Source organism: Sphingopyxis sp. BSN-002 (genome assembly GCF_022024275.1).
In the GTDB taxonomy this organism is placed as follows: Bacteria; Pseudomonadota; Alphaproteobacteria; order Sphingomonadales; family Sphingomonadaceae; genus Sphingopyxis.
Genome location: NZ_CP091804.1, coordinates 1,614,452 through 1,632,873 on the forward strand (window position 1 = coordinate 1,614,452; position 18,422 = coordinate 1,632,873).

At 65.8% G+C, this 18,422-nt stretch carries 21 protein-coding genes and 1 tRNA gene; 9 read left to right on the forward strand and 13 right to left on the reverse strand.

Annotation, left to right across the window (positions count from 1 at the left end; all coding sequences use genetic code 11):
* Positions 1-2 precede the first annotated feature (2 nt).
* A complete protein-coding gene (locus L7H23_RS07995) occupies positions 3-296 on the forward strand; it encodes a ribosomal protein L7/L12 (RefSeq protein ID WP_237838813.1) in 294 nt (97 codons plus the stop codon).
* Positions 297-323: 27 nt separating this feature from the next.
* Entirely contained in the window at positions 324-593 is a 270-nt protein-coding gene (locus L7H23_RS08000) for a hypothetical protein (protein ID WP_237838814.1), read from the forward strand.
* On the opposite strand, the gene L7H23_RS08005 is transcribed toward L7H23_RS08000, so the two are convergent.
* From L7H23_RS08005 to L7H23_RS08015, 3 genes are all read right to left on the reverse strand, one after another.
* On the reverse strand, positions 587-2,047 hold the full coding sequence (locus L7H23_RS08005; protein WP_237838815.1) for an amidohydrolase family protein: 1,461 nt from the start codon (positions 2,045-2,047) through the stop codon (positions 587-589). The genes L7H23_RS08000 and L7H23_RS08005 overlap by 7 nt on opposite strands.
* Positions 2,048-2,111: 64 nt before the next feature.
* Positions 2,112-2,187: transfer RNA gene (locus L7H23_RS08010), tRNA-Val, on the reverse strand.
* 51 nt (positions 2,188-2,238) lie between these two features.
* A complete protein-coding gene (locus L7H23_RS08015) occupies positions 2,239-3,111 on the reverse strand; it encodes a MarR family winged helix-turn-helix transcriptional regulator (protein WP_237838816.1) in 873 nt (290 codons plus the stop codon).
* A 366-nt stretch (positions 3,112-3,477) separates the two neighbouring features.
* Between L7H23_RS08015 and L7H23_RS08020 the strand changes: the two genes are divergently transcribed.
* The 6 genes from L7H23_RS08020 to L7H23_RS08045 are packed head-to-tail and all read left to right on the forward strand — an operon-like array spanning position 3,478 to position 7,210.
* Entirely contained in the window at positions 3,478-4,053 is a 576-nt protein-coding gene (locus L7H23_RS08020; protein WP_237838817.1) for a thermonuclease family protein, read from the forward strand.
* Between the two features lie 46 nt (positions 4,054-4,099).
* Positions 4,100-4,480 carry a fluoride efflux transporter CrcB gene (crcB, locus tag L7H23_RS08025; protein WP_237838818.1) on the forward strand — a complete coding sequence of 127 codons (381 nt, stop codon included), beginning with the start codon at positions 4,100-4,102 and terminating at the stop codon, positions 4,478-4,480.
* Entirely contained in the window at positions 4,477-5,670 is a 1,194-nt protein-coding gene (locus L7H23_RS08030; protein ID WP_237838819.1) for an RluA family pseudouridine synthase, read from the forward strand. Before crcB ends, L7H23_RS08030 begins: the two co-directional genes overlap by 4 nt.
* Positions 5,670-6,278 carry an FMN-binding negative transcriptional regulator gene (locus tag L7H23_RS08035; RefSeq protein WP_237838820.1) on the forward strand — a complete coding sequence of 203 codons (609 nt, stop codon included), beginning with the start codon at positions 5,670-5,672 and terminating at the stop codon, positions 6,276-6,278. Before L7H23_RS08030 ends, L7H23_RS08035 begins: the two co-directional genes overlap by 1 nt.
* 9 nt (positions 6,279-6,287) lie before the next feature.
* Complete coding sequence (locus L7H23_RS08040) at positions 6,288-6,524, forward strand: hypothetical protein (RefSeq protein WP_237838821.1); 237 nt, start codon at positions 6,288-6,290, stop codon at positions 6,522-6,524.
* Complete coding sequence (locus tag L7H23_RS08045; protein ID WP_237838822.1) at positions 6,521-7,210, forward strand: ATP12 family protein; 690 nt, start codon at positions 6,521-6,523, stop codon at positions 7,208-7,210. Before L7H23_RS08040 ends, L7H23_RS08045 begins: the two co-directional genes overlap by 4 nt.
* On the opposite strand, the gene L7H23_RS08050 is transcribed toward L7H23_RS08045, so the two are convergent.
* The 4 genes from L7H23_RS08050 to L7H23_RS08065 form a co-directional block, all read right to left on the reverse strand.
* Complete coding sequence (locus L7H23_RS08050) at positions 7,207-8,010, reverse strand: crotonase/enoyl-CoA hydratase family protein (RefSeq protein ID WP_237838823.1); 804 nt, start codon at positions 8,008-8,010, stop codon at positions 7,207-7,209. The genes L7H23_RS08045 and L7H23_RS08050 overlap by 4 nt on opposite strands.
* On the reverse strand, positions 8,007-8,624 hold the full coding sequence (locus L7H23_RS08055; RefSeq protein WP_237838824.1) for a 2-hydroxychromene-2-carboxylate isomerase: 618 nt from the start codon (positions 8,622-8,624) through the stop codon (positions 8,007-8,009). The genes L7H23_RS08050 and L7H23_RS08055 overlap by 4 nt, the downstream gene beginning before the upstream one ends.
* Before the next feature lie 3 nt (positions 8,625-8,627).
* On the reverse strand, positions 8,628-10,160 hold the full coding sequence (locus L7H23_RS08060; protein ID WP_237838825.1) for an acyl-CoA synthetase: 1,533 nt from the start codon (positions 10,158-10,160) through the stop codon (positions 8,628-8,630).
* Between the two features lie 146 nt (positions 10,161-10,306).
* Complete coding sequence (locus L7H23_RS08065; protein WP_237838826.1) at positions 10,307-11,035, reverse strand: response regulator transcription factor; 729 nt, start codon at positions 11,033-11,035, stop codon at positions 10,307-10,309.
* Between the two features lie 72 nt (positions 11,036-11,107).
* Between L7H23_RS08065 and L7H23_RS08070 the strand changes: the two genes are divergently transcribed.
* The gene (locus L7H23_RS08070) at positions 11,108-12,640 is read left to right on the forward strand and encodes a class I adenylate-forming enzyme family protein (protein ID WP_237838827.1); all 1,533 of its coding nucleotides are present in this window, start codon (positions 11,108-11,110) and stop codon (positions 12,638-12,640) included.
* A gap of 430 nt (positions 12,641-13,070) precedes the next feature.
* Here the strand turns inward: L7H23_RS08070 and L7H23_RS08075 are convergent, their stop codons facing one another.
* From L7H23_RS08075 to crtY, 6 genes are all read right to left on the reverse strand, one after another.
* Positions 13,071-13,589, reverse strand: a complete 519-nt coding sequence (locus L7H23_RS08075; RefSeq protein ID WP_237838828.1) for an AAA family ATPase — start codon at positions 13,587-13,589, stop codon at positions 13,071-13,073.
* Positions 13,586-14,155 (reverse strand): nicotinamide riboside transporter PnuC, encoded by a 570-nt coding sequence (gene pnuC, locus L7H23_RS08080; RefSeq protein ID WP_237838829.1) that lies wholly within the window; start codon positions 14,153-14,155, stop codon positions 13,586-13,588. Before pnuC ends, L7H23_RS08075 begins: the two co-directional genes overlap by 4 nt.
* Positions 14,152-15,114, reverse strand: a complete 963-nt coding sequence (locus L7H23_RS08085) for a phytoene/squalene synthase family protein (protein ID WP_237838830.1) — start codon at positions 15,112-15,114, stop codon at positions 14,152-14,154. Before L7H23_RS08085 ends, pnuC begins: the two co-directional genes overlap by 4 nt.
* The gene (locus L7H23_RS08090) at positions 15,114-15,695 is read right to left on the reverse strand and encodes a TIGR00730 family Rossman fold protein (RefSeq protein ID WP_237838831.1); all 582 of its coding nucleotides are present in this window, start codon (positions 15,693-15,695) and stop codon (positions 15,114-15,116) included. The genes L7H23_RS08085 and L7H23_RS08090 overlap by 1 nt, the downstream gene beginning before the upstream one ends.
* A gap of 89 nt (positions 15,696-15,784) precedes the next feature.
* Positions 15,785-17,260 carry a phytoene desaturase gene (locus L7H23_RS08095; protein WP_237838832.1) on the reverse strand — a complete coding sequence of 492 codons (1,476 nt, stop codon included), beginning with the start codon at positions 17,258-17,260 and terminating at the stop codon, positions 15,785-15,787.
* Positions 17,257-18,414 (reverse strand): lycopene beta-cyclase CrtY, encoded by a 1,158-nt coding sequence (gene crtY / locus L7H23_RS08100; RefSeq protein ID WP_237838833.1) that lies wholly within the window; start codon positions 18,412-18,414, stop codon positions 17,257-17,259. The genes L7H23_RS08095 and crtY overlap by 4 nt, the downstream gene beginning before the upstream one ends.
* Positions 18,415-18,422: the final 8 nt, after the last annotated feature.

An 18,422-nucleotide genomic window follows, 5' to 3' on the forward strand; every position in this document is an offset into this window, starting at 1 on the left:
CGATGAGCGGGTTCCTCCTCTTCGCCCTCGGCTTCCTCTGTGGCGTGGGGCTGATCCTCGCGACGCGGCGCGGCCGCGGGCGCGATCTGACGGGTCCGCCGCAAACCTTTTCGCGGCCCATCGCCGCAAGACCTGCCGTCCCGGTTGACATCGCGATCGATGACGAGGGCATTCGCGAACTGATCCGCCAGAACCGCAAGATCGAGGCGATCAAGCGGCTACGCGACGCAACCGGGCTTGGCCTCAAGGAAGCGAAGGATGCGGTCGAGGCGCTCGAACGCACGATGATGCGCTAGGCGCACCCTCTACCCAAAGGACGGAACATGGACGCGCTGCATATCGCGATCGAAGTCATCGGCTGGGCAGCCGCGGTGCTGATCCTCGCCGCCTATGTACTGCTCTCGCTCGGCAAGCTCGAAGCGCGCGGTTATATCTATCAATGGATGAACGTGATCGGCGCCGCGGGTTTCGTGATCAACTCGGGCTATAATGGCGCGATCCCGTCCGCGGTGCTCAATGTCGTCTGGGCCGGCATCGGCCTGTTCACGATCAGCATCGTCTGGCGCGCGCGCCGCACGCCACTCGCTCACTGAGGCTTCGCGGCCTCGGCATTCCACGCCGCGACCTTCGCGCGCGTACCGGCGAGCATCTTGTCGAGCGCCGCGCGGTCATAGACCGCGCCCCGCATCACCACCGCGTCGATCGCGCGCGTTGCAGCAATATCCTCGAGCGGATTCTTCGTCAGCAGCACCAGATCGGCCGCCATGCCGGGCTTGATCGCGCCATAGCGATCGAGCCAGCCAAACCATGCCGGACCGGCTCGCGTCGCAGAGGTTAGCGCCTGCGCGGGCGTCAGCCCCTTCGCGGTAAACAGCTCGATCTCGTCGTGCAGCCCGAAACCCGGATAGTTGAAGCTGTTGAGGAAACCCGCATCGGTCCCCGCCATGATCGGCACGCCCGCCTCGGCGAGCATCGGCAGGATCGTCGCGATATCCTCGATCTGCTTGTGCCGCGCCGCAATCGCCGCGGCATCGGCCTTCGCCGCACGCTCGATCCGCCAGTCATAGGTCTTGCGGAGCTTCGGGCCGATATAGGCGAGGCCCGCATCCTTCGAATGATCGTCGCGGTCGAGGTAAGCGAGAATGCGGCTGCCGTTGAGTGTCGGGGTCACGGACACACCCTTCGCTGCGAAACGCCGATACGCCGCCATCGCCGTCTCGCGATCGAACCCGGCGTCGAGCCGGCGGTTCGCCTCTGCACGGTCGATGCGGCCCGTAGCGAAATCGGCGGCGATCGCCGCCTCGCCCTTCGCGCCGGCATTATAGGCATAGTCGAGATGCTCGATCGAACTGATCCCCGCATCGACCGCCTGATCGACGGTCAGCGCCATCGGAATATGTCCTGACGTCCGGATCCCGAGCGCTTTCGCCTGCCGCAACGCATAGAGGAAGAGCTCGGGCTTCAGCGTATTGTCGGTGATTTTGACGAAATCGACCTTGTCGCGCTCCGACAGCCGCGCCAGCGCCGCATCGACGTCCGCTTCGCTGCCGACCTCGATCGTCCCCTTCCAGACCGGCGCGATTCCCTCGATCTTGGCGCCCGACGTGAGCAGCCGCGGACCGAACAGCCTGCCCGCTGCGATCTCGCTGCGCCATGCGAGCACCTGATCGGCAAGGTCGCCCGAACAATCGCGGATCGTCGTGATGCCGTTCGCGACATAGAGCGGGAGCAGTGCCTTATTCTCTTCAATGAGGTCAGGCCCGCCGCCGAAGTGGACGTGCATGTCCCAAAGCCCGGGGATCAGGTAGCGCCCCTCGCCTTCGACGGTCTGCTTCGCGCTCCAGTCCCTGGCGACCGACGCGTCGACGCCGACCGCGACAATGTCGCCGCCTTTCAACACCACGGCCTGTCCGGCCACAGTCTGTGCCCGTTCGACATCGATCACCGTTACGTGACGGATAATGATGTCGCCTCGCTGCGGCGTCGCAAAGGCTGGCGACGCCAGGACGGGAAGTACGAAAGCGAGAATGGCGAGCAGGCGTTTCATGGGGGCGACCTTTCCGAACTGGAAAGACCCTTAGCCGGTCAGGCCGATACAACAAGGGAGGGAATGGTGGGCGCTGACGGGCTCGAACCGCCGACCCTCTCGGTGTAAACGAGATGCTCTACCAACTGAGCTAAGCGCCCCCGAAGGGAAGCGCGCCCCTGCCACAAGCTGCCCGCGCTGGCAAGCACGCCCTATTCGTCGAGCGCCTCGAAATAGCGGGCGACCGCGTCGAAGGCTCCTTCGGCCAGCGCGATGAAGATACGCCGACCGTCGTGCGGATCGGCTTCACGAACAAAAAGACCCGCATCGGTCATCGTCTTGATCCAGCGTAGCGCAGTCGTTGCCGGGACCGCCGCAGCGATGCAGAGGCTCGATACCGACACCGGCTGGCGTTCGAGTCTCGCGGCATAAAGGTCGAGCAGCATGTCCCACGCCGGGTCGGCGAACAGGTCGGCGGGGAAATATTGCTCGCGCATCCGCCGCTGCCGCAGCATCTTCCGTACGGCCTTCGCGCGCTGTCGCTCGATCGTGCGTTCTTCAGGGACGAAACTGCGCGGCATTGCCGAAAAATCGCGCGGCGGAGCGCGGAACTGCCCCCCATAATCGTCATAATCCTCACCCGCAGACCCATAGCTCACCGGCGTACCGGGCAGCCCGCTGCGCTGCGCTGCAAGATCGCCGAGCAGGCGCGAAATCCGCGCGACCTCTTCCTGCAGGCGGTCGATCCGCTCCATAGCAGGATCGCGGGTAATCTCGTGAACCGCGGGATAATGGTCACGTCTTGCCGCGGCCAGCGCAATTCGCCGATCGGTCGGGTCGGCATCGACGAGCCACTCGACCCGGATGCCCTCGGGAACACAAGCCGCCAGTCGGTCGAGCGCCGCAAGCGGAGCCTCGCACACCAGGCCGCAGCGCCTGTCCGCAGCCGCATCGAGAATCCCCGCAACATCTTCGGCTCCGGCAGCTTCCGCTGCCGCCAGCCAGACGATGTCGACGACCGGCATAGCGCGCAGGTGACCGGCTGCCACAGCGGATGTCACGACGGACAGCCGGATCCCGTCCATCGCATCGAGTTGGCTCGCCTGCTCCGGCGACCCTATAAACAGCAATGACGAAACCGATGCCCGATTCCATATTTCGCCCGCTCCGGCGCTTGGCCGTACCGACGGAAAAATTTGGTCCTGAATCGCGTGTTTCATATCGCGTCCCCTGCTCACCCACTCCACCCCGGCGTCCTTATGCAGCCGTTCCGGCGACACTCGCCTTTTGTTCGTTCGCATTCGCCGCCAATTCGGACCCAAGCCGCCGAAGTTCCTGAGTCGGCGTGAACGGCGCGCCGGAAGTCTGGTCCATTTTGGACCCTGTTTGTTCTTATCGTCAACCCCTTCTTCACCCTTGCCAAGCGGCGGGCGGAACGGCACGCGAATACCATGCCACTTTCGCCTCTCACCCGCGCGCGCTGGCTCCGGCGTTTCCGGTCGTTTCTTGCACTGTTGTTGCTGGCGGGACTTGCATGGGGCGTATGGACATGGATGCCGCCTCCGGCGACCATTGCCCCGCTGACGCACGTGATCGACGGCGACAGCCTGGCGGTAAGGCGGGGTGCCGAGCAGGTCACGATCCGACTTACCGGCCTCGACGCTGTCGAATATCGCCAGGATTGCGGATCCGAAGACGGCGGTCGCTGGCCATGCGGCCGTGAAGCGCGCTCGGCCCTCGAAAGCATCGCCGGCCGGGGCCCGCTGTACTGTGAACTGACGGCAAAGGATATCTACAGACGGACACTCGCCGCGTGCCGGACGCAACCCTTCCCTGACGGCGTCGATCTCGGCGCCGAAATGGTACGACAGGGCTGGGCCGTGGCGACGGACGATGCATATCTGATCGAGGAAGCCGAAGCGCGGGCCGGTCGGCGCGGCATCTGGCGGGGCCGTTTTTCCCGTCCTGCCGACTGGCGTGCCGCGCACGAGCGTCCAGCGGGTACCATTGCCTCGCCCGATGCCTGAGCGACACCGCTTTGCCTTGCGGCCTTTTGCGGCTAGGGCGAGCGTCATGAACGGCCTTTTTCCTGTGATGATCGGCGGCGCGCTTGGCGCCGGCGCGCGGCACCTCGTCGGGCAGATCATGCTCGCACGCCTTGGTCCCGGCTTCCCGTGGTGGACGTTGTCGATCAATATCGCCGGCAGCCTGCTGATGGGATTGCTGATCGGCACGCTTGCGCGCGGCAGCGGCGGCAGCGATACCGCGCGGCTCTTCTTCGGCGTCGGCGTGCTCGGCGGTTTCACCACCTTCTCCTCGTTCAGCCTCGAATTCTGGCTGCTGTTCGAGCGCGGCCAGACCGGACAGGCCGCAGCCTATGTCCTCGCCTCGGTGATCGGCGCCCTCGTCGCGTGCGGGCTTGGCCTCCTGTTGATGCGTCAGGTGCCGGCATGAGCATGGACGGCGCAACCATTGCCGAGGAAGACGACGGCATCCGCCTCGACCGCTGGTTCAAGCGTCACCGGCCGGGAACACCGCACGCACTGCTCGCGCGCTGGGCTCGGTCGGGGCAACTGACACTCGACGGCAAGAAGGCCGACGTCTCGGACCGCATCGAGACCGGGCAGAAGCTCGTCATGCCGACGCCGCCGGTCGAAACCGCGGCGCGCCCGGCACGCAAGGGTCGCCCGCTGACCGAGGCCGATATCGAGCTAGCCGAGTCGATGCTGATCCACCGCGATGCGAGCGCGCTGGTGATCAACAAGCTGCCGGGGCTGGCGACGCAGGGCGGCACCAAGACCGAGCAGCATGTCGACGGCCTGCTCGACGCATTGAAATATGAAGCGCCGGTGCGCCCCAAGCTGGTCCACCGGCTCGACAAGGATACGTCGGGCGCGCTGCTGATCGCACGAACCCCGCGCGCCGCCGCCTATTTCGCCAAGAGCTTTTCGAACCGCAGTGCGAAGAAGACCTATTGGGCGATCATCGTCGGGGTTCCCGACATCGCGCAGGGCGAGATCGACCTGCCCCTCGCCAAGCAGCCCGGATCGGGCGGCGAGAAGATGCATGTCGACGAAAAGGGGCTGGCGTCGAAGACGCGCTACCGGATCATCGAGCGCGCCGGGAACAGCGCGGCGTGGGTCGAATTGCAGCCGCTGACGGGGCGCACGCACCAGCTGCGCGTCCATATGGCGGCGATCGGCCATCCGATCGTCGGCGACGGCAAATATGGCGGCAAGGGCGCATTCCTGACCGGGACGATCAGCCGCAAGATGCATCTGCACAGCCGCCGGCTGCGCATCGATCATCCCGACGGCGGCGCGATCGATATCAGTGCCGAGGTGCCCGAACATTTCGCCGCGAGCCTCGACGCGCTCGGCTTCGACACCCTACTGGGCGATATCGGCATCGACGACGTCGCCAAGGGCCCGCCTTCCAAGGCGGTCGAAAAGGCCGCAGCGAAAGCGCATAGCAAGCAGATCCGCAAGGCGCGCCGCGGCGAACGGCGCGGGCGAACGGCGACGAGCAAGCCGACCGATCATGTCGGCAAGCCCAAGCCGAAGGCCAAGGCACCACCGAAACGCGGCTCGGCCAAGCCCGGCGCACGCAAGCCTGCGAAGCCCGCACCGCGGAAGCCGCGCTGATGCACCCCGATCCCGGTTTCCGCCCGAAACAGGACGACCTGCCCGCGCTGTTCGTGCGCGAGATCGCCTTCGCAGGCATCTTCACCGGCACGCCCGACGGCCCGCGCGTCGCCCATGCGCCGGTGGTGCTGAGCGACGATGCGACGACGCTGCAATTCCACCTGTCGCGCGGCAACGGCCTGACGAAGCATCTGGACGGCGCCTCCGCGCTCGCCGTCGTGCAGGGCCCCGACGCCTATGTCAGCGCGAGCTGGTATGCCGCGCCCGACCAGGTGCCGACGTGGAACTATGTCGCGATCGAGATGGAAGGCGTCATCCGCAAGCTCGACGACGCCGAACTGGTTGCACAGCTCGACACGCTTTCGGCGCAGCATGAGGGACGCGTCGGCGCCAACCCGCCGTGGACCCGCGACAAGATGAACCCCGCTCTCTTCAGCAAGATGGCGGGCGCGATCACCGGCTTCGAGATGCGGATCGTCGCGTGGCGCTCGACACTCAAACTCTCGCAGAACAAGGTCCCCGACGAACGCGAGCGCGTCGCCGCCGGGATCGAAGCGAGCGGCCATGGTGCGCTCGCGCACCTGATGCGCCAGCTCGGCAGCCGATAGGATCAAGCCATGTCCCAGACCGACGACGCCCTCGCCAAGAAGCGCTTCTTTGCCATCGCCGCGATGCGCCTGATGGGCGCGCTCCTGATTCTTGCCGGATTCGTCCTGATCCGCGGTGCCATCACCCTCGCAGGGCAGCCGACCGATCGCTGGATCGGCGTCGCGGTCGTCCTCGCCGGCGTTTTCGACTTCGCGATCATGCCCAAAATCCTCGCGCGCCGCTGGCGATCGCCCAAGTCCCTATGAAACGTTTCTGGAAGCAGGCCGAAACCGTCCGCGAGGACGGCGGATGGGGCATCGCGCTCGACGGCCGCCCCGTCCGTACGCCCAAGCGCGCTCCCTTGGTCGTCGAAAGCCCAGCGCTCGCCGAGGCGATTGCGGAGGAATGGAATGCGGTCGGCGAGGACATCGATCCCGCGCGCATGCCGCTAACCGGGATCGCCAACGCCGCGATAGACATCGCAGGCGCCGACCCGGCCGCTTTCGCCGAACCGATCGCAGCCTATGCCGAAAGTGAGCTTTTCTGTTACCGCGAGGACCGCGATCCGGCGCTGCAAGCCGAACAGATTGCCATATGGAATCCGCTGCTCGCCTGGGCCGAGCAACGGTACGGCGTGGAATTCGCACTGGCCGAGGGTGTGCTTCCGATCAATCAACCCGGCCCGACCGTCGAGACCTTACGCGGGGCCGTGCTGTCGCACGACCCGTTCCGGCTCGCGCCGCTCACTTTGCTTGTCACGATCGGCGGCTCGCTCATCGCCGGCCTCGCGCTGATCGAAAAGGCCTTTACGCCGGCCGGGCTTTGGGAAGCCGTCAGCCTCGACGAACTGTATCAGGAACGGCGCTGGGGCGCCGACGGCGAGGCGCAAAAGGCACGCGCCCTGCGCGAAGCCGAATGGCACAACGCCGCCCGCTTCCTGAGCCTGCTCTAGTCGGCGAAGTCCGGCTTTCGCTTCTGCATATGCGCCATCACGGCCTCCATCTGGTTGGGGGTACGGATGACCTTCACCTGCTCGTCACTTTCGGCCTGAAGGATTTCGGCGTCGGTCGCGTCGGCGAGTATATTGCAGAGCCGCTTCGCCCCGCGGATCGCGTGCGGGTTCTTGTTCGCGATCATCTGCGCCAGTTCCATCGCCTGCGCGAGCGGATCATCTGACACATGCGTCGCAAAACCAAGAGCCTTGGCCTCCGTGCCGGTGAACTCGCGGTTGGTATAGATCATCTCGCGCAGCACATCGTCCGCGACCTGCGTGCGCCACAGCGCCATGCCGGCAACGTCGGGAACAAGGCCCCAGCGCATTTCCATGATCGCGATCCGCGTGTCGGGATGGATGATCCGGATGTCGGCGGCGGCCATGATCTGGCTGCCCGCGCCGAACGCGACGCCATGCACCGCTGCGATCACCGGCACCGGCAGTTCGCGCCAGCCCCATGCGGCATATTGGGCGTTGTTCGACAGGCCGCGCGTCCGGTCGGACAGCGTCCCGCCGGCGCTGCTCGCGCCGGGATCGCGCTCGGCGCTGAGACTCGACAGGTCGAGCCCGGCGCAGAAAGCGTGTCCCTCGCCCGAGAGGACGACGACACGCAGGCCTGCTGTCGCCTTCAATTGATCGATCGCCTCGGCAAGGGCCGACCACATCTCGGCATCGAGCGCATTCATCTTGTCGGCACGGATCAGCCGGACATCGGCGATGCCGTCCTCCAGCATGGTGATCGAGATACGGTCTTTCATCGGGGAGTCCTTTTCAGCGCCGCTTCGACGAGCGGCAGTTGGTCGTTGCCGAAATACATGTCGGTGCCGTCGACGAAGATCGTCGGCGAACCGTAGCCGCCGCGCGCAACCACTTCCTCGGTATTCGAGCGCAGCCGCGCCTTGATCTCGTCGGAACCCGCGGCGGCGCGGATCGATGCGCCATCCAGTCCTTCGGCATTCGCAACCGCTTCGAGCACATCCGGATCGTCGAGGTTTTCCTGTCGGTCGAAATAGCTTGCGAACGCCCCACGCGCGAACTTCAAGAGCGCGGCCTGATCCGCTTCGAGCGCGGTTGCAAAGCGCATCGCCTGCACGCTTTTCGCCGGGTGATATTGCGACGGAAAGTTCATCGGCACGGCCGCGAGCCGCGCCCAGTCCTTCAGCACTTTCCAGCTGTGCCGCAACCGCCGATTATCGGCCTGCTCGCGCGCGGCATAAACAGCGGGATTGACCGCGTTGAACACGCCGCCGACGAGGATCGGGCGATAGATTGCCGTCGTGCCCGTCCGTTCGAGAACGCCCGGCAGATTGTGGAAAGCAAGGCAGGTCCACGGGCTCGACAGATCGAAGAAGAATTCGACACGTGCGGTCATCGCTCAGGCTCCAGCCTTCGCCTTCTCCCAATATTGATCGCGGAGCAGGCGCTTGTACAGCTTGCCGGTGTCGTGGCGCGGAAGCGCTTCGAGGAAGTCGATCCGACGGGGAATCTTGACGCCCGAAAGTTTTTCGCGGGCATAGGCGATCAGCTCATCGCGGAACGCCTCGGTCGCATCGGCCATGTCGGCGGGCTGGATCACGGCGATCACTTCTTCGCCCATTTCCTCGTGCGGGCCCCCGACGACCGCAACGTCGGCAACCTTGGGGTGGGTGACGAGATGATTCTCGATCTCCTGCGGATAGATATTCACGCCGCCGGAGATGATCATGAAGCTCTTGCGGTCGGTGAGATAGAGGAAGCCGTCTTCATCAACTTTGCCCACATCGCCGAGGGTCGACCAGCCCCTGGCATTGCGGCTCGACGCCGTCTTTTCCGGATCATCATGATATTCAAAGACATTTTCGCTTTCGAAGAACACCGCGCCCTCTTCGCCCACCGGCAATTCGGTCTCATTGTCTTCGCCGACGATGTGCAACGCACCAAGGATCGGGCGACCGACGGTGCCCTTGTGCGCGAGCCAGTCCTGACTGGTCGCGAAGGTCATGCCATTGCCCTCCGAGCCGGCATAATATTCGAGCAGCACCGGCCCCCACCAGTCGATCATCGCCTGCTTGACCGGTATCGGACATGGCGCCGCGGCGTGGATCGCGCTCTTCATCGAGGTCACGTCATATTGCGCGCGGACGGCATCGGGCAGCTTCAGCATGCGCACGAAATGCGTCGGAACGAACTGCGCGCAGTTGCAACGATAGTGCTGGATCGCCGCCAGCGCTCCCTCGGGGTCGAACTTCTTCATCAGCACCACGGTGCCGCCGAGGCGGTGGACGGTCATCGACCAGCGTAGCGGCGCTGCGTGATAGAGCGGCGCCGGGGAGAGATAGACGCTGTCGGCGTTGATCCCGAACGCCGCATTTGCCAGCAACACCAGACTGTTCGGCGCATCGATCGCTGGCTCGGCAGGCAGCGGAACCCTGACACCCTTGGGACGCCCCGTGGTCCCTGACGAATAGAGCATGTCGACGCCCGCGCGCTCGTCGGCGATGCGTTCCGCAGGCATCATCGCCAGCTCATCCTCGATCTTCGGCCAGCCCGGAATTTCTCCGCCCATCGCATAGCGCTCGATCTGCGTCGTCAACTGCGACGCGGCGGGGGCAAGGCTAGCCGACACGACGAGGATCTTTGCACCCGAATTTTCGAGGATATAGTCGGTCTCGTCCTGCGTCAGCCGCGACGAGATGCAAACATAGCGCAGCCCGGCACGCTGCGCGCCCCAGGTCAGCCCGTAATAATGCGGCGTGTTCTCGAGCATGAAAGCGACGACATCGTCATGCCCCAACCCGTGCGCGCGGAAGAGCTGGGCGGCACGGTTCGACGCGGCGTCAAGCTCGGCATAGCTGATCGTCTCGCCCGTCTCCGCGACGATGATTGCGGGCTTGTCGGGGTGGGTCGCGGCATAGGTCGAGGGGTGCATCGGGCGATCTCTCCAAAGGGGCTTGCTGGTTTCTTTATGTCCAAGACCCGTAGCAAACTGAAACTTTCGGTCAAGCAGGCCGGGACGAATGAAAATATTGCGGTCAAGAAGCGTCAAATCGCCGGACAGGATCGGCGATGTCGCGGTCAATCCGGGTGCGAGAAGAGCGCATAGCCGAGCCCCTTCATCGTGCGCAGCATCGGCCACGCGAAGCCGCGGTCGATCTTGGCGCGCAGCCGCGACATATGCACTTCGACCCGATTGGTGCCGGGATCGAAATCGATCCGCCATACCGCTTTCAGCAAAGCGGCCCGCGAGACCGGGCGTCCGGGAACGCGCGCGAGATTGGCGAGCAGGTCGAACTCGCGGAGCGGCATCCGGATCAGTCGTCCGGCGCGCTCGACACGGCGATCGATCAGGTCGATGCGCAGTTCGCCCTCGCCCAACTGCCCCGCCGCAATCCGGCTTCGCCGAAGCAGGCCGGTTATGCGTGCGAGCAATTCGGGAAGATTGTCCGTCCAGCCGACAGCATCGTCGGCGCCGCCATTCAGGGCGCTCATCCGGTCGTCCGGCGAATCGCGATCCGAAAAGACGAGCAGTGGCCGCCGCGCCGCGACCGTCCGGATGAGCCGGACGAATTCGACCGGGTCCTGCCATTCATTAAAGGGATTGATCGCGACCAGATCGAAACAGCAGTCCAGCCACGGACGCAGTCCCGCAATCGGCGGCGGCAGAATCCGTATCTCATAGCCTGCCGCTACGGCGGCGGTCCCAAGCGCCTCCGCCCGTGCAGCTGTGCTGTGATAGACCGCAACGAGCGGGCCCCTTTCGCTTTCCCCCCGGCAGTTCGACGGCCTCATCGCGTTCCAGTCCATCGCCCGTGCTTGCCCGCAATTGTCGTTTCGGTCGGCATTGCACCACACAGTTCCTGTGCTAACCCGGTGGCCATGACCAGTGACAAGATGCTCGACAGCGACTTCGCGACCCTGCCCGATCTCGTCCGTGCCTTCGCGGCCGAGCGCCCCAACGACATAGCCGCGGCCGACCCGGTCCGGCGGCTGAGCTGGTCCGAACTGGACGCAACGATGGACCGCATTGCCGCGCGGTTACAGGCCGACGGTTTCGTCAAGGGCGACAGGACGGCGATCGCCGGACTGAACAGCGTCGAGCAGATGGCGACGATCCTCGCCACGCTCCGGGCCGGAGGAGTCGCGGGGTTGATCACCAACAGCGCGACCGGCGAACAGATGGCTGCGATGATCGCCGATACGGGCGCGCGGCACCTGTTCCTCGATGCTGCGGCCGCGGCCAGCCTCGAGGGTCAGCACGTCACCGCAACCGACCGCATTGCGATGGATGGCAGCGATGCCGGCACGCCGCTGGACGCGTGGATGGCGCCAGCGGATGCAAAGCCCGAACCCGTCGCGATCGATCCGCTCGACGGCTTCAACATCATCTATTCGTCGGGCACGACGGGGACCCCGAAGGGCATCGTCCACAGCCACGCGATGCGGTGGCAGCATATCCAGCGCGGCAAGCCCGCCTATGGCCCCGCTGCGGTGACGGTCCTGTCGACCCCGCTCTATTCGAACACGACGATGGCAAGCTTTCTGCCGACGGTCGGGTCGGGCGGGCAGGTTGTGCTGATGAAGAAATTCGACGCGCGCGGGTTCCTCGAACTCGCCGAACGCGAACGCGCGACGAACACGATGCTCGTTCCGGTGCAATATCGCCGGATCATGGCGCTCGAAGACTTCGAGCGGTTCGACCTGTCGAGCTTCGTCGTCAAATATTGCACCTCGGCGCCCTTTCCGGCGACGCTGAAGGCCGACGTCCTGAAGCGCTGGCCGGGCGGTCTCGTCGAAATCTATGGCATGACCGAAGGCGGCGCGGCGTTCATCCTCGAGGCGCATCAATTCCCCGACAAGCTGCACACCGTCGGCAAGCCCGCGCCGGGACATGAGGCGAAGGTGATCGACGAGGACGGCAACGAGCTGCCGCAGGGATCGGTTGGCGAAGTCGTCGGACGCTCGCCGGCGATGATGACAGGCTATAACAACCGTCCCGACGCGACCAAGGCGATGCACTGGTACGATACCGAAGGAAATCTCTTCTACCGCCACGGCGATATCGGCCGGATCGACGAGGACGGCTTCCTGACGCTGATGGACCGCGCCAAGGACATGATCATCTCGGGCGGGTTCAACATCTTTCCGAGCGACCTCGAAGGCATCCTGCTTGCCGACGAACGCGTCGTCGAGGCAGCGGTCGTCGGGATGCCGAGCGAGGAATGGGGCGAGACCCCGGTCGCGTTCGTCGTGCTGAAACCCGGCGCCGATGCGGAGAGCGTGCGCGCCGATTGCAATGCGAAGGTCGGCAAGACGCAGCGCCTGAGCGCGATCACGGTGGTCGACGAATTGCCGCGCAGCGCGATCGGCAAGGTGCTGAAGCGCGAATTGAGGGATGCTTACGCGGGGTGAAGGGCGGCTTCCGACCGATTGCGGACCTAGCTGGTGTGTACCCCGGCGAAAGCCGGGGCCCAGTTGCGCCACCCCATGATGGGTCCCGGCTTTCGCCGGGGATCACATGGGTTGGCGGCTCTCCTCTACCGTCACCCCGGACTTGATCCGGGGCCTGCCTTGTCTTTCGACGTTGCGCAAAAGAAGGCGGATCCCGGGTCAAGCCCGGGATGACGAAGGTTTGGAAACGACCGGTTGTGTACGTTCTTCTCCCCTCCCGCTTGCGGGAGGGGTCGGGGGTGGGCAGCGACGTTGCGATCAACCCACCCCGCTGCGGCTAGCCAGCAAGCTGGCAAGCCTCACTGCCCCTCCCGCAAGCGGGAGGGGACACCAGCTCGCTCCTGCAACGGCCGCTCTCCACCCAAAGCCGATCATCCGACGGCAACGCGCTTCAGATAAGCCCCGCCGCCTGAATCGCCGCGAGCGCGTTGTCGAGGCGCTCGTTGCCGTCGCCCTCGACCCACGCCCAGCGGAGTTTGCGGCGTTCGAGTTCGCCGATCGCGACGTCCATGAACTGGCGCCGCGCAAGGTCGCTGCCGAACAGGCGGGTGCCGTCTTCCTGCCAGGGCAAATCCATCGCGGGGACGAGATAGAGATCGGCGGGTTTGTCCCACAGATCGATTTCGGGGAGGCGGCGGCCGAGCAGCATGATCGCCCATGCCTGCGTCATCAGCGGGTCGGTGTCCGATACGAGCCAGTCGGGATCCTGCGCGAGCGCCGCCTCGGTCGCAGCGATATGGCCATCGAAGATCGCGAGCAGGTCGACCTCGTCGAGATCGGTGCCGTTCGCCTCGCAATAGGTCCGCCCATACTCGGGCACGACCAGCGCGCCGAGCTTGAACGCGAGCCGCGGCGCAAGCGTCGACTTGCCGGTGCTTTCGGCGCCGTGGAGACAGATGTGCCGCGTCATGCGGGCGCCGTACCAGCCGCGGCGGCGCGGCGCCACTGGATCAGCCCGTCGACCGAGAGACCGAGCAGCAGCACATAGACTATGCTTGTCGCATAGAGCCCGCGCCAGGCGAAGAGCGGCACCGCGATCAGATCGACAAGAATCCACAGCCACCAGCTTTCGACCCGGCGGCGCGCGAGGAGCCATTGCGCGGTGATGCTGAGCATCGCGATCGCGCCGTCGATCCATGGCGCGACGGCATCGGTGAAGCGGTGCATCGCCGCGCTCCAGATCACCCACGCGATGACTGTCACCACACCCCAGATCGCGCGGGCGCGCTGCGTCATCCACCCCACGGGTATCCCACTATCGTCGCGGGCGCGAAGCCACGCCGCCCAGCCATAGAGGTTGAGCACGAAGAAAAAGCCCTGGAGCAGCATGTCGCTGTACAGCTTCGCCTCGAAGAAAACGAAGGCGTAGAGCGTCACCGCCGCGAGCGCGAAGGGATAGTTCCACACGCTGCGCAGCGCGACGAGCGCGACATTGGTCAGGACCAGCGCGGCGGCCAGCCACTCGAGTTCGCTCATGCGGGTGCCTCTTCGACCCGGCGCCGCGTCCAGAGGCCGTCGCGGCTGATCCGCCGCTGCGGCGGGCGGCGGAGGACCGACCAGCCCGCGCGCGCGACCCAGCCGAGCTTGGCAAAGAGACTCGACCCGGCGCGATGATCCCACGCATGATTGCCGCGCGCGCGCACTTCGCGCGCAATGTCGCCATAGATGCCGGCCGCGGCGAGGACCGCCCAGCGGCTGCGCGGCGGCAGCTTGCGGGCGCCCCAGCGCGCCGACGCCTCATATTCCTCGGCCATTTCGGCGAGCCATTTCGCCATCACCGCGAGCCGCGAGCGATAGGCGGGGTGCATATGCTGACCCGGCGGGATATCGAGTTCGACCATCCATTCGACCGGCAGATAGCAGCGGTCGGCAGCGGCATCCTCGGCGACGTCGCGCGCGATGTTCGAGAGCTGAAAGGCGATGCCGAGGTCCGAGGCGCGGTCGAGCGTCGTCTCGTCCTTCGGGTCGATCCCCATGACGAGCGCCATCGCGACGCCGACGGCGCCCGCGACATGATAGGAATAGCGCAACAGGTCGGCCTCGCTGCGCGGACGCCAGTCCTTTGCGTCGAGCTCGAAGCCCGCGACGATGTCGTCGATCACGGCGCGCGGGATCGCGATCTCGGTCAGCAGAAAGCCGAGCGCGTCGAATGCGGGTTCGCCGGTGGGCTCACCGGCAAAGGCGCGCCCGGTCTGCGCGCGGATATGCGCGACCGCCGCCGCCGGATCGTGGCCGGGTTTCATCACACCGCCATGATCCTGTCCGTCGGTCAGGTCGTCGGCAGCGCGGCACCAGGCGTAGAGCAGCCAAACGCGTTCGCGGGTGATCCGGTCGAACAGCTGGCTCGCGAGCGCAAAGCTTTTCGATCCGCGCGCGATGCTGTCGTGCGCGAAACCGTGGAGGGCATGTGCGTCATAGGCCCCCGCCCCCGTCATTACAGATTTTCGGCCTTCATCGCGAAGATCGTCTTGTGCGGTTCGTAGGTCGCCATCTTGTCGAGCAGCTCGTCGAGCCCGGCGTCGACGATCATGATCCCGGCGTGCGCCGGGCGGATGAAGCCGACCTCGACCATCTTGCGGTTGAAGGCGATCAGCTCGTTGTAGAAGCCCGCGGCGTTGAGCAGACCGACGGGCTTGCTGTGATAGCCAAGTTGCGCCCAGCTGATCGCTTCCCACAATTCGTCCATCGTGCCGACGCCGCCCGGAATGGTGAGGAAGCCGTCCGAGAGGTCGGTGAACATCTTCTTGCGCTCGTGCATACCCGAAACAACGTGCAGTTCGGTGCAGCCGCGGTGCGCGACCTCGGCGCCGACGAGCGCTTCGGGAATGATGCCGATGACTTCGCCGCCGGCTTCGAGCGCGCTGTCGGCGACTGCGCCCATCAGCCCGAGGCGGCCGCCGCCATAGACGACGCCGATGCCCCGCTGGGCGAGCGTCCGGCCGACGTGGCGCGCGGTTTCGATATAGATCGGATCTTCGGGGGTCGCGGACCCGCAATAGACGGCAAGGCGTTTCATCTGGTCACTCTATCATATTCGTCACCCCCGCGAAGGCGGGGGTCCAGCTGGATTCCCGCCTTCGCGGGAATGACGGGAAAGTAAAGGGGCTATCCGCTTTCCAGCATCAGCGCCGCCGTTGCCTTCGCGCTACCGACGACGCCGGGAATGCCAGCGCCCGGATGCGTACCGGCCCCGACGAAATAGAGATTTTCGATCTTGTCGTCGCGATTGTGCGCACGGAACCAGGCGCTTTGCCAGAGTAAGGGCTCAAGGCTGAACGCGCTGCCGAGATGCGCCGACAGGTCGCGGCCGAAATCTTGCGGCGTGTAGTGGAAGCGGGTGACGAGGTTGGCGCGGAGGCCCGGCGCGACGCGGCGCTCGACCTCGTCGAGGATCGCGTCGGCGAAACGGGTGCCGAAAGCGCCGTCCCAGTCGGGCTGCGACTTGCCGAGGTGCGCGACCGGGGCGAGCGCATAAAAGGTCGAATGCCCCGGCGGCGCCATGCCCGGATCGGTGATGCTGGGGTGGTGGAGGTAGAGCGAGAAATCCTCCGGCACCGTGCCGCCGTAGATATCACTTAGAAGCCCCTTGTAGCGCGGGCCGAAGAGGATGCTGTGGTGCGCGATGTCGGGATAGTCGCCCTTGACGCCGAAGTGGACGACGAAGAGCGAGGGCGACCAGCGCTTGCGTGCGAGGCTCTTCGCCACCTTGGCCCCGCGCGGATGATCGAGCAGATCCTTGTAGCTGTGCATCAGGTCGCTGTTGCAGGCGACCATGTCGGCATCGGCGTGCCAGCCGCTTTGCGTCGTCACCGCGGTTGCCCGATCCTCCATGGTGTGGATCGAGGTCACGGGATCGGCGAGGCGCAGTTCGCCGCCCAGCCGCTCGAACAGCCGTACCATGCCCGACACCAGCGCATTGGTCCCGCCGCGCGCGAACCAGACGCCGCCGTCTTTCTCGATCGTGTGGATCAGCGCGTAGATGCTGCTCGTGGTCATCGGATTGCCGCCGACGAGCAGCGTGTGGAACGACAGTGCCTGCCGCAGCCGCTCGTCCTGCACATAGGAGGAGACGATCGAATAGACGCTGCGCCACGCCTGATATTTCATCAGCGCGGGCGCCGCTTTGATCATCGAGACGAAATCGAGGAAAGCAACCGCGCCGAGCTTCACATAACCCTGCTCGTAAACGCCCTTCGAATAATCGAGGAAGCGGTCGTAGCCCGCGACGTCGGCGGGGTTGAGCTTGGCGATTTCGGCGCGGAGCGCGGCCTCGTCGTTCGAATAGTCGAAGGTCGAACCGTCGGGCCAGTCGAGGCGGTAGAAGGGCATCACCGGGACGAGTTCGACGTCGACGGCCATATCCTGCCCGCTCAGCGCCCAGAGCTCGTGCAGGCACGGCGGGTCGGTGATCACCGTCGGCCCGGCGTCGAAGGTGAAGCCGTCCTTCTGCCAATGATAGGCCCGCCCGCCGGGCTTGTCGCGCGCCTCGACGATCGTCGTCGCGACCCCCGCCGACTGCAACCGGATCGCGAGCGCCAGCCCGCCGAAGCCCGCGCCGATGACGATCGCGCGCCTGCTCATCGCCAGTCGAGCTTCGCGAGCGCGGCGATCGCTCTGCCGACCGGCACCGGCGGCTTGCCCGAGAGGATGCGCAGCTTGTCCTTCGCACTCGACGCGCCGGCATAGAAGCGCGCGATGAGGCCGGGCGACAGGCGGTAGAAGCGCTGGAAGATGCGATAGCGCTGTCCGGGCTCGGCGGCGCGGAACAGCATCGCGCCGAGCATCCGGTAAAAGCGCTGGCGCCGCCAGGACGCCGCGGCCTGATCGCGGAGTATCGCCGCAAGATCCGGGCGATCGATCAAGGCGGGGAGCGAAGATGCGGTCCGGACCGCATCGGGGAGCGAATAGCCGGTGGTCGCGTGAAAGCGCCCCGCCCGCACTCCGATACGCGGAGCACCGTCTTCCTTCGGCCAGACCGCCCCGAAATCGCCCGCGATCACGACGGGCAGCCAGCCGGTCTCCTCGCGCTCGATCGCCTCGACCTCCCAGCCGCGCGCGGCGGCATAGGCGGCGATGCGTTCGCGCACCGCGGCGACATCGAGCGCGGCCTCATCGCTGTAATAAGTGTCCTCGACGAAGACCGTTTCGGCATCGAAGGGCAGGCAATAGACGAAGCGATAGCCGCCGAGCTGCTCGACCGTCGCGTCCATCACGACCGGCTGCGTCAGCCCGTGGCCGCCGGCGATCCGCAGCGCCTGCCCGACGAATTTCTGCCAGCCGCAGTCGATCCCGTCGAGGTCGCCGACGCCGCGCGCGTCGATCACCTGCCGCGCCTCGATCCGGCTGCCGTCGTCGAAGGCAACCGATTGCGGGCCGAGGAGAATCGCCGACCTGGCGATATGGCGGCCGGCGGGCAGCACCGCCGTGACCGCCTCGGCCAGCGCCTCGCCGGTGATGCTGTTGTACGCCATCGGGACCGCGCGACGATATTTCGGAAAGGCGACGTCATAGCCGTCCCAGCGATAGCGGATCAGCGGCTCGACGAGCCAGCGATCGCCGCGCGCGACATCATCGTCGAAGAAGGACCACACATGATTGCCGCCGATCGCGCCGGGTTCGATCAGCCGGACGTCGAGATCGGGCCGCCGCCGCGCGAGCGCCAGCGCGGCAAGCCCGCCGACGAGCCCGCCGCCGACGATCGCAATGTCGCAACTGTCCTTGTCGGGCGCCGCCATGCCCCAGC

Coding starts and splice junctions, on each gene's coding strand:
- L7H23_RS08070 (WP_237838827.1), top strand. CDS start 11,108: ATGACCAGTGACAAGATGCTCGACAGCGACTTCGCGACCCTGCCCGAT.
- L7H23_RS08095 (WP_237838832.1), bottom strand. CDS start 17,260: ATGAGCAGGCGCGCGATCGTCATCGGCGCGGGCTTCGGCGGGCTGGCG.
- L7H23_RS08005 (WP_237838815.1), bottom strand. CDS start 2,047: ATGAAACGCCTGCTCGCCATTCTCGCTTTCGTACTTCCCGTCCTGGCG.
- L7H23_RS08030 (WP_237838819.1), top strand. CDS start 4,477: ATGAGCATGGACGGCGCAACCATTGCCGAGGAAGACGACGGCATCCGC.
- L7H23_RS08090 (WP_237838831.1), bottom strand. CDS start 15,695: ATGAAACGCCTTGCCGTCTATTGCGGGTCCGCGACCCCCGAAGATCCG.
- L7H23_RS08085 (WP_237838830.1), bottom strand. CDS start 15,114: ATGACGGGGGCGGGGGCCTATGACGCACATGCCCTCCACGGTTTCGCG.
- L7H23_RS08075 (WP_237838828.1), bottom strand. CDS start 13,589: ATGACGCGGCACATCTGTCTCCACGGCGCCGAAAGCACCGGCAAGTCG.
- L7H23_RS08000 (WP_237838814.1), top strand. CDS start 324: ATGGACGCGCTGCATATCGCGATCGAAGTCATCGGCTGGGCAGCCGCG.
- L7H23_RS08015 (WP_237838816.1), bottom strand. CDS start 3,111: ATGGACGGGATCCGGCTGTCCGTCGTGACATCCGCTGTGGCAGCCGGT.
- pnuC (WP_237838829.1), bottom strand. CDS start 14,155: ATGAGCGAACTCGAGTGGCTGGCCGCCGCGCTGGTCCTGACCAATGTC.
- L7H23_RS08050 (WP_237838823.1), bottom strand. CDS start 8,010: ATGAAAGACCGTATCTCGATCACCATGCTGGAGGACGGCATCGCCGAT.
- crtY (WP_237838833.1), bottom strand. CDS start 18,414: ATGGCGGCGCCCGACAAGGACAGTTGCGACATTGCGATCGTCGGCGGC.
- L7H23_RS08055 (WP_237838824.1), bottom strand. CDS start 8,624: ATGACCGCACGTGTCGAATTCTTCTTCGATCTGTCGAGCCCGTGGACC.
- crcB (WP_237838818.1), top strand. CDS start 4,100: ATGAACGGCCTTTTTCCTGTGATGATCGGCGGCGCGCTTGGCGCCGGC.
- L7H23_RS08035 (WP_237838820.1), top strand. CDS start 5,670: ATGCACCCCGATCCCGGTTTCCGCCCGAAACAGGACGACCTGCCCGCG.
- L7H23_RS08060 (WP_237838825.1), bottom strand. CDS start 10,160: ATGCACCCCTCGACCTATGCCGCGACCCACCCCGACAAGCCCGCAATC.
- L7H23_RS08065 (WP_237838826.1), bottom strand. CDS start 11,035: ATGGACTGGAACGCGATGAGGCCGTCGAACTGCCGGGGGGAAAGCGAA.
- L7H23_RS08020 (WP_237838817.1), top strand. CDS start 3,478: ATGCCACTTTCGCCTCTCACCCGCGCGCGCTGGCTCCGGCGTTTCCGG.
- L7H23_RS08040 (WP_237838821.1), top strand. CDS start 6,288: ATGTCCCAGACCGACGACGCCCTCGCCAAGAAGCGCTTCTTTGCCATC.
- L7H23_RS07995 (WP_237838813.1), top strand. CDS start 3: ATGAGCGGGTTCCTCCTCTTCGCCCTCGGCTTCCTCTGTGGCGTGGGG.
- L7H23_RS08045 (WP_237838822.1), top strand. CDS start 6,521: ATGAAACGTTTCTGGAAGCAGGCCGAAACCGTCCGCGAGGACGGCGGA.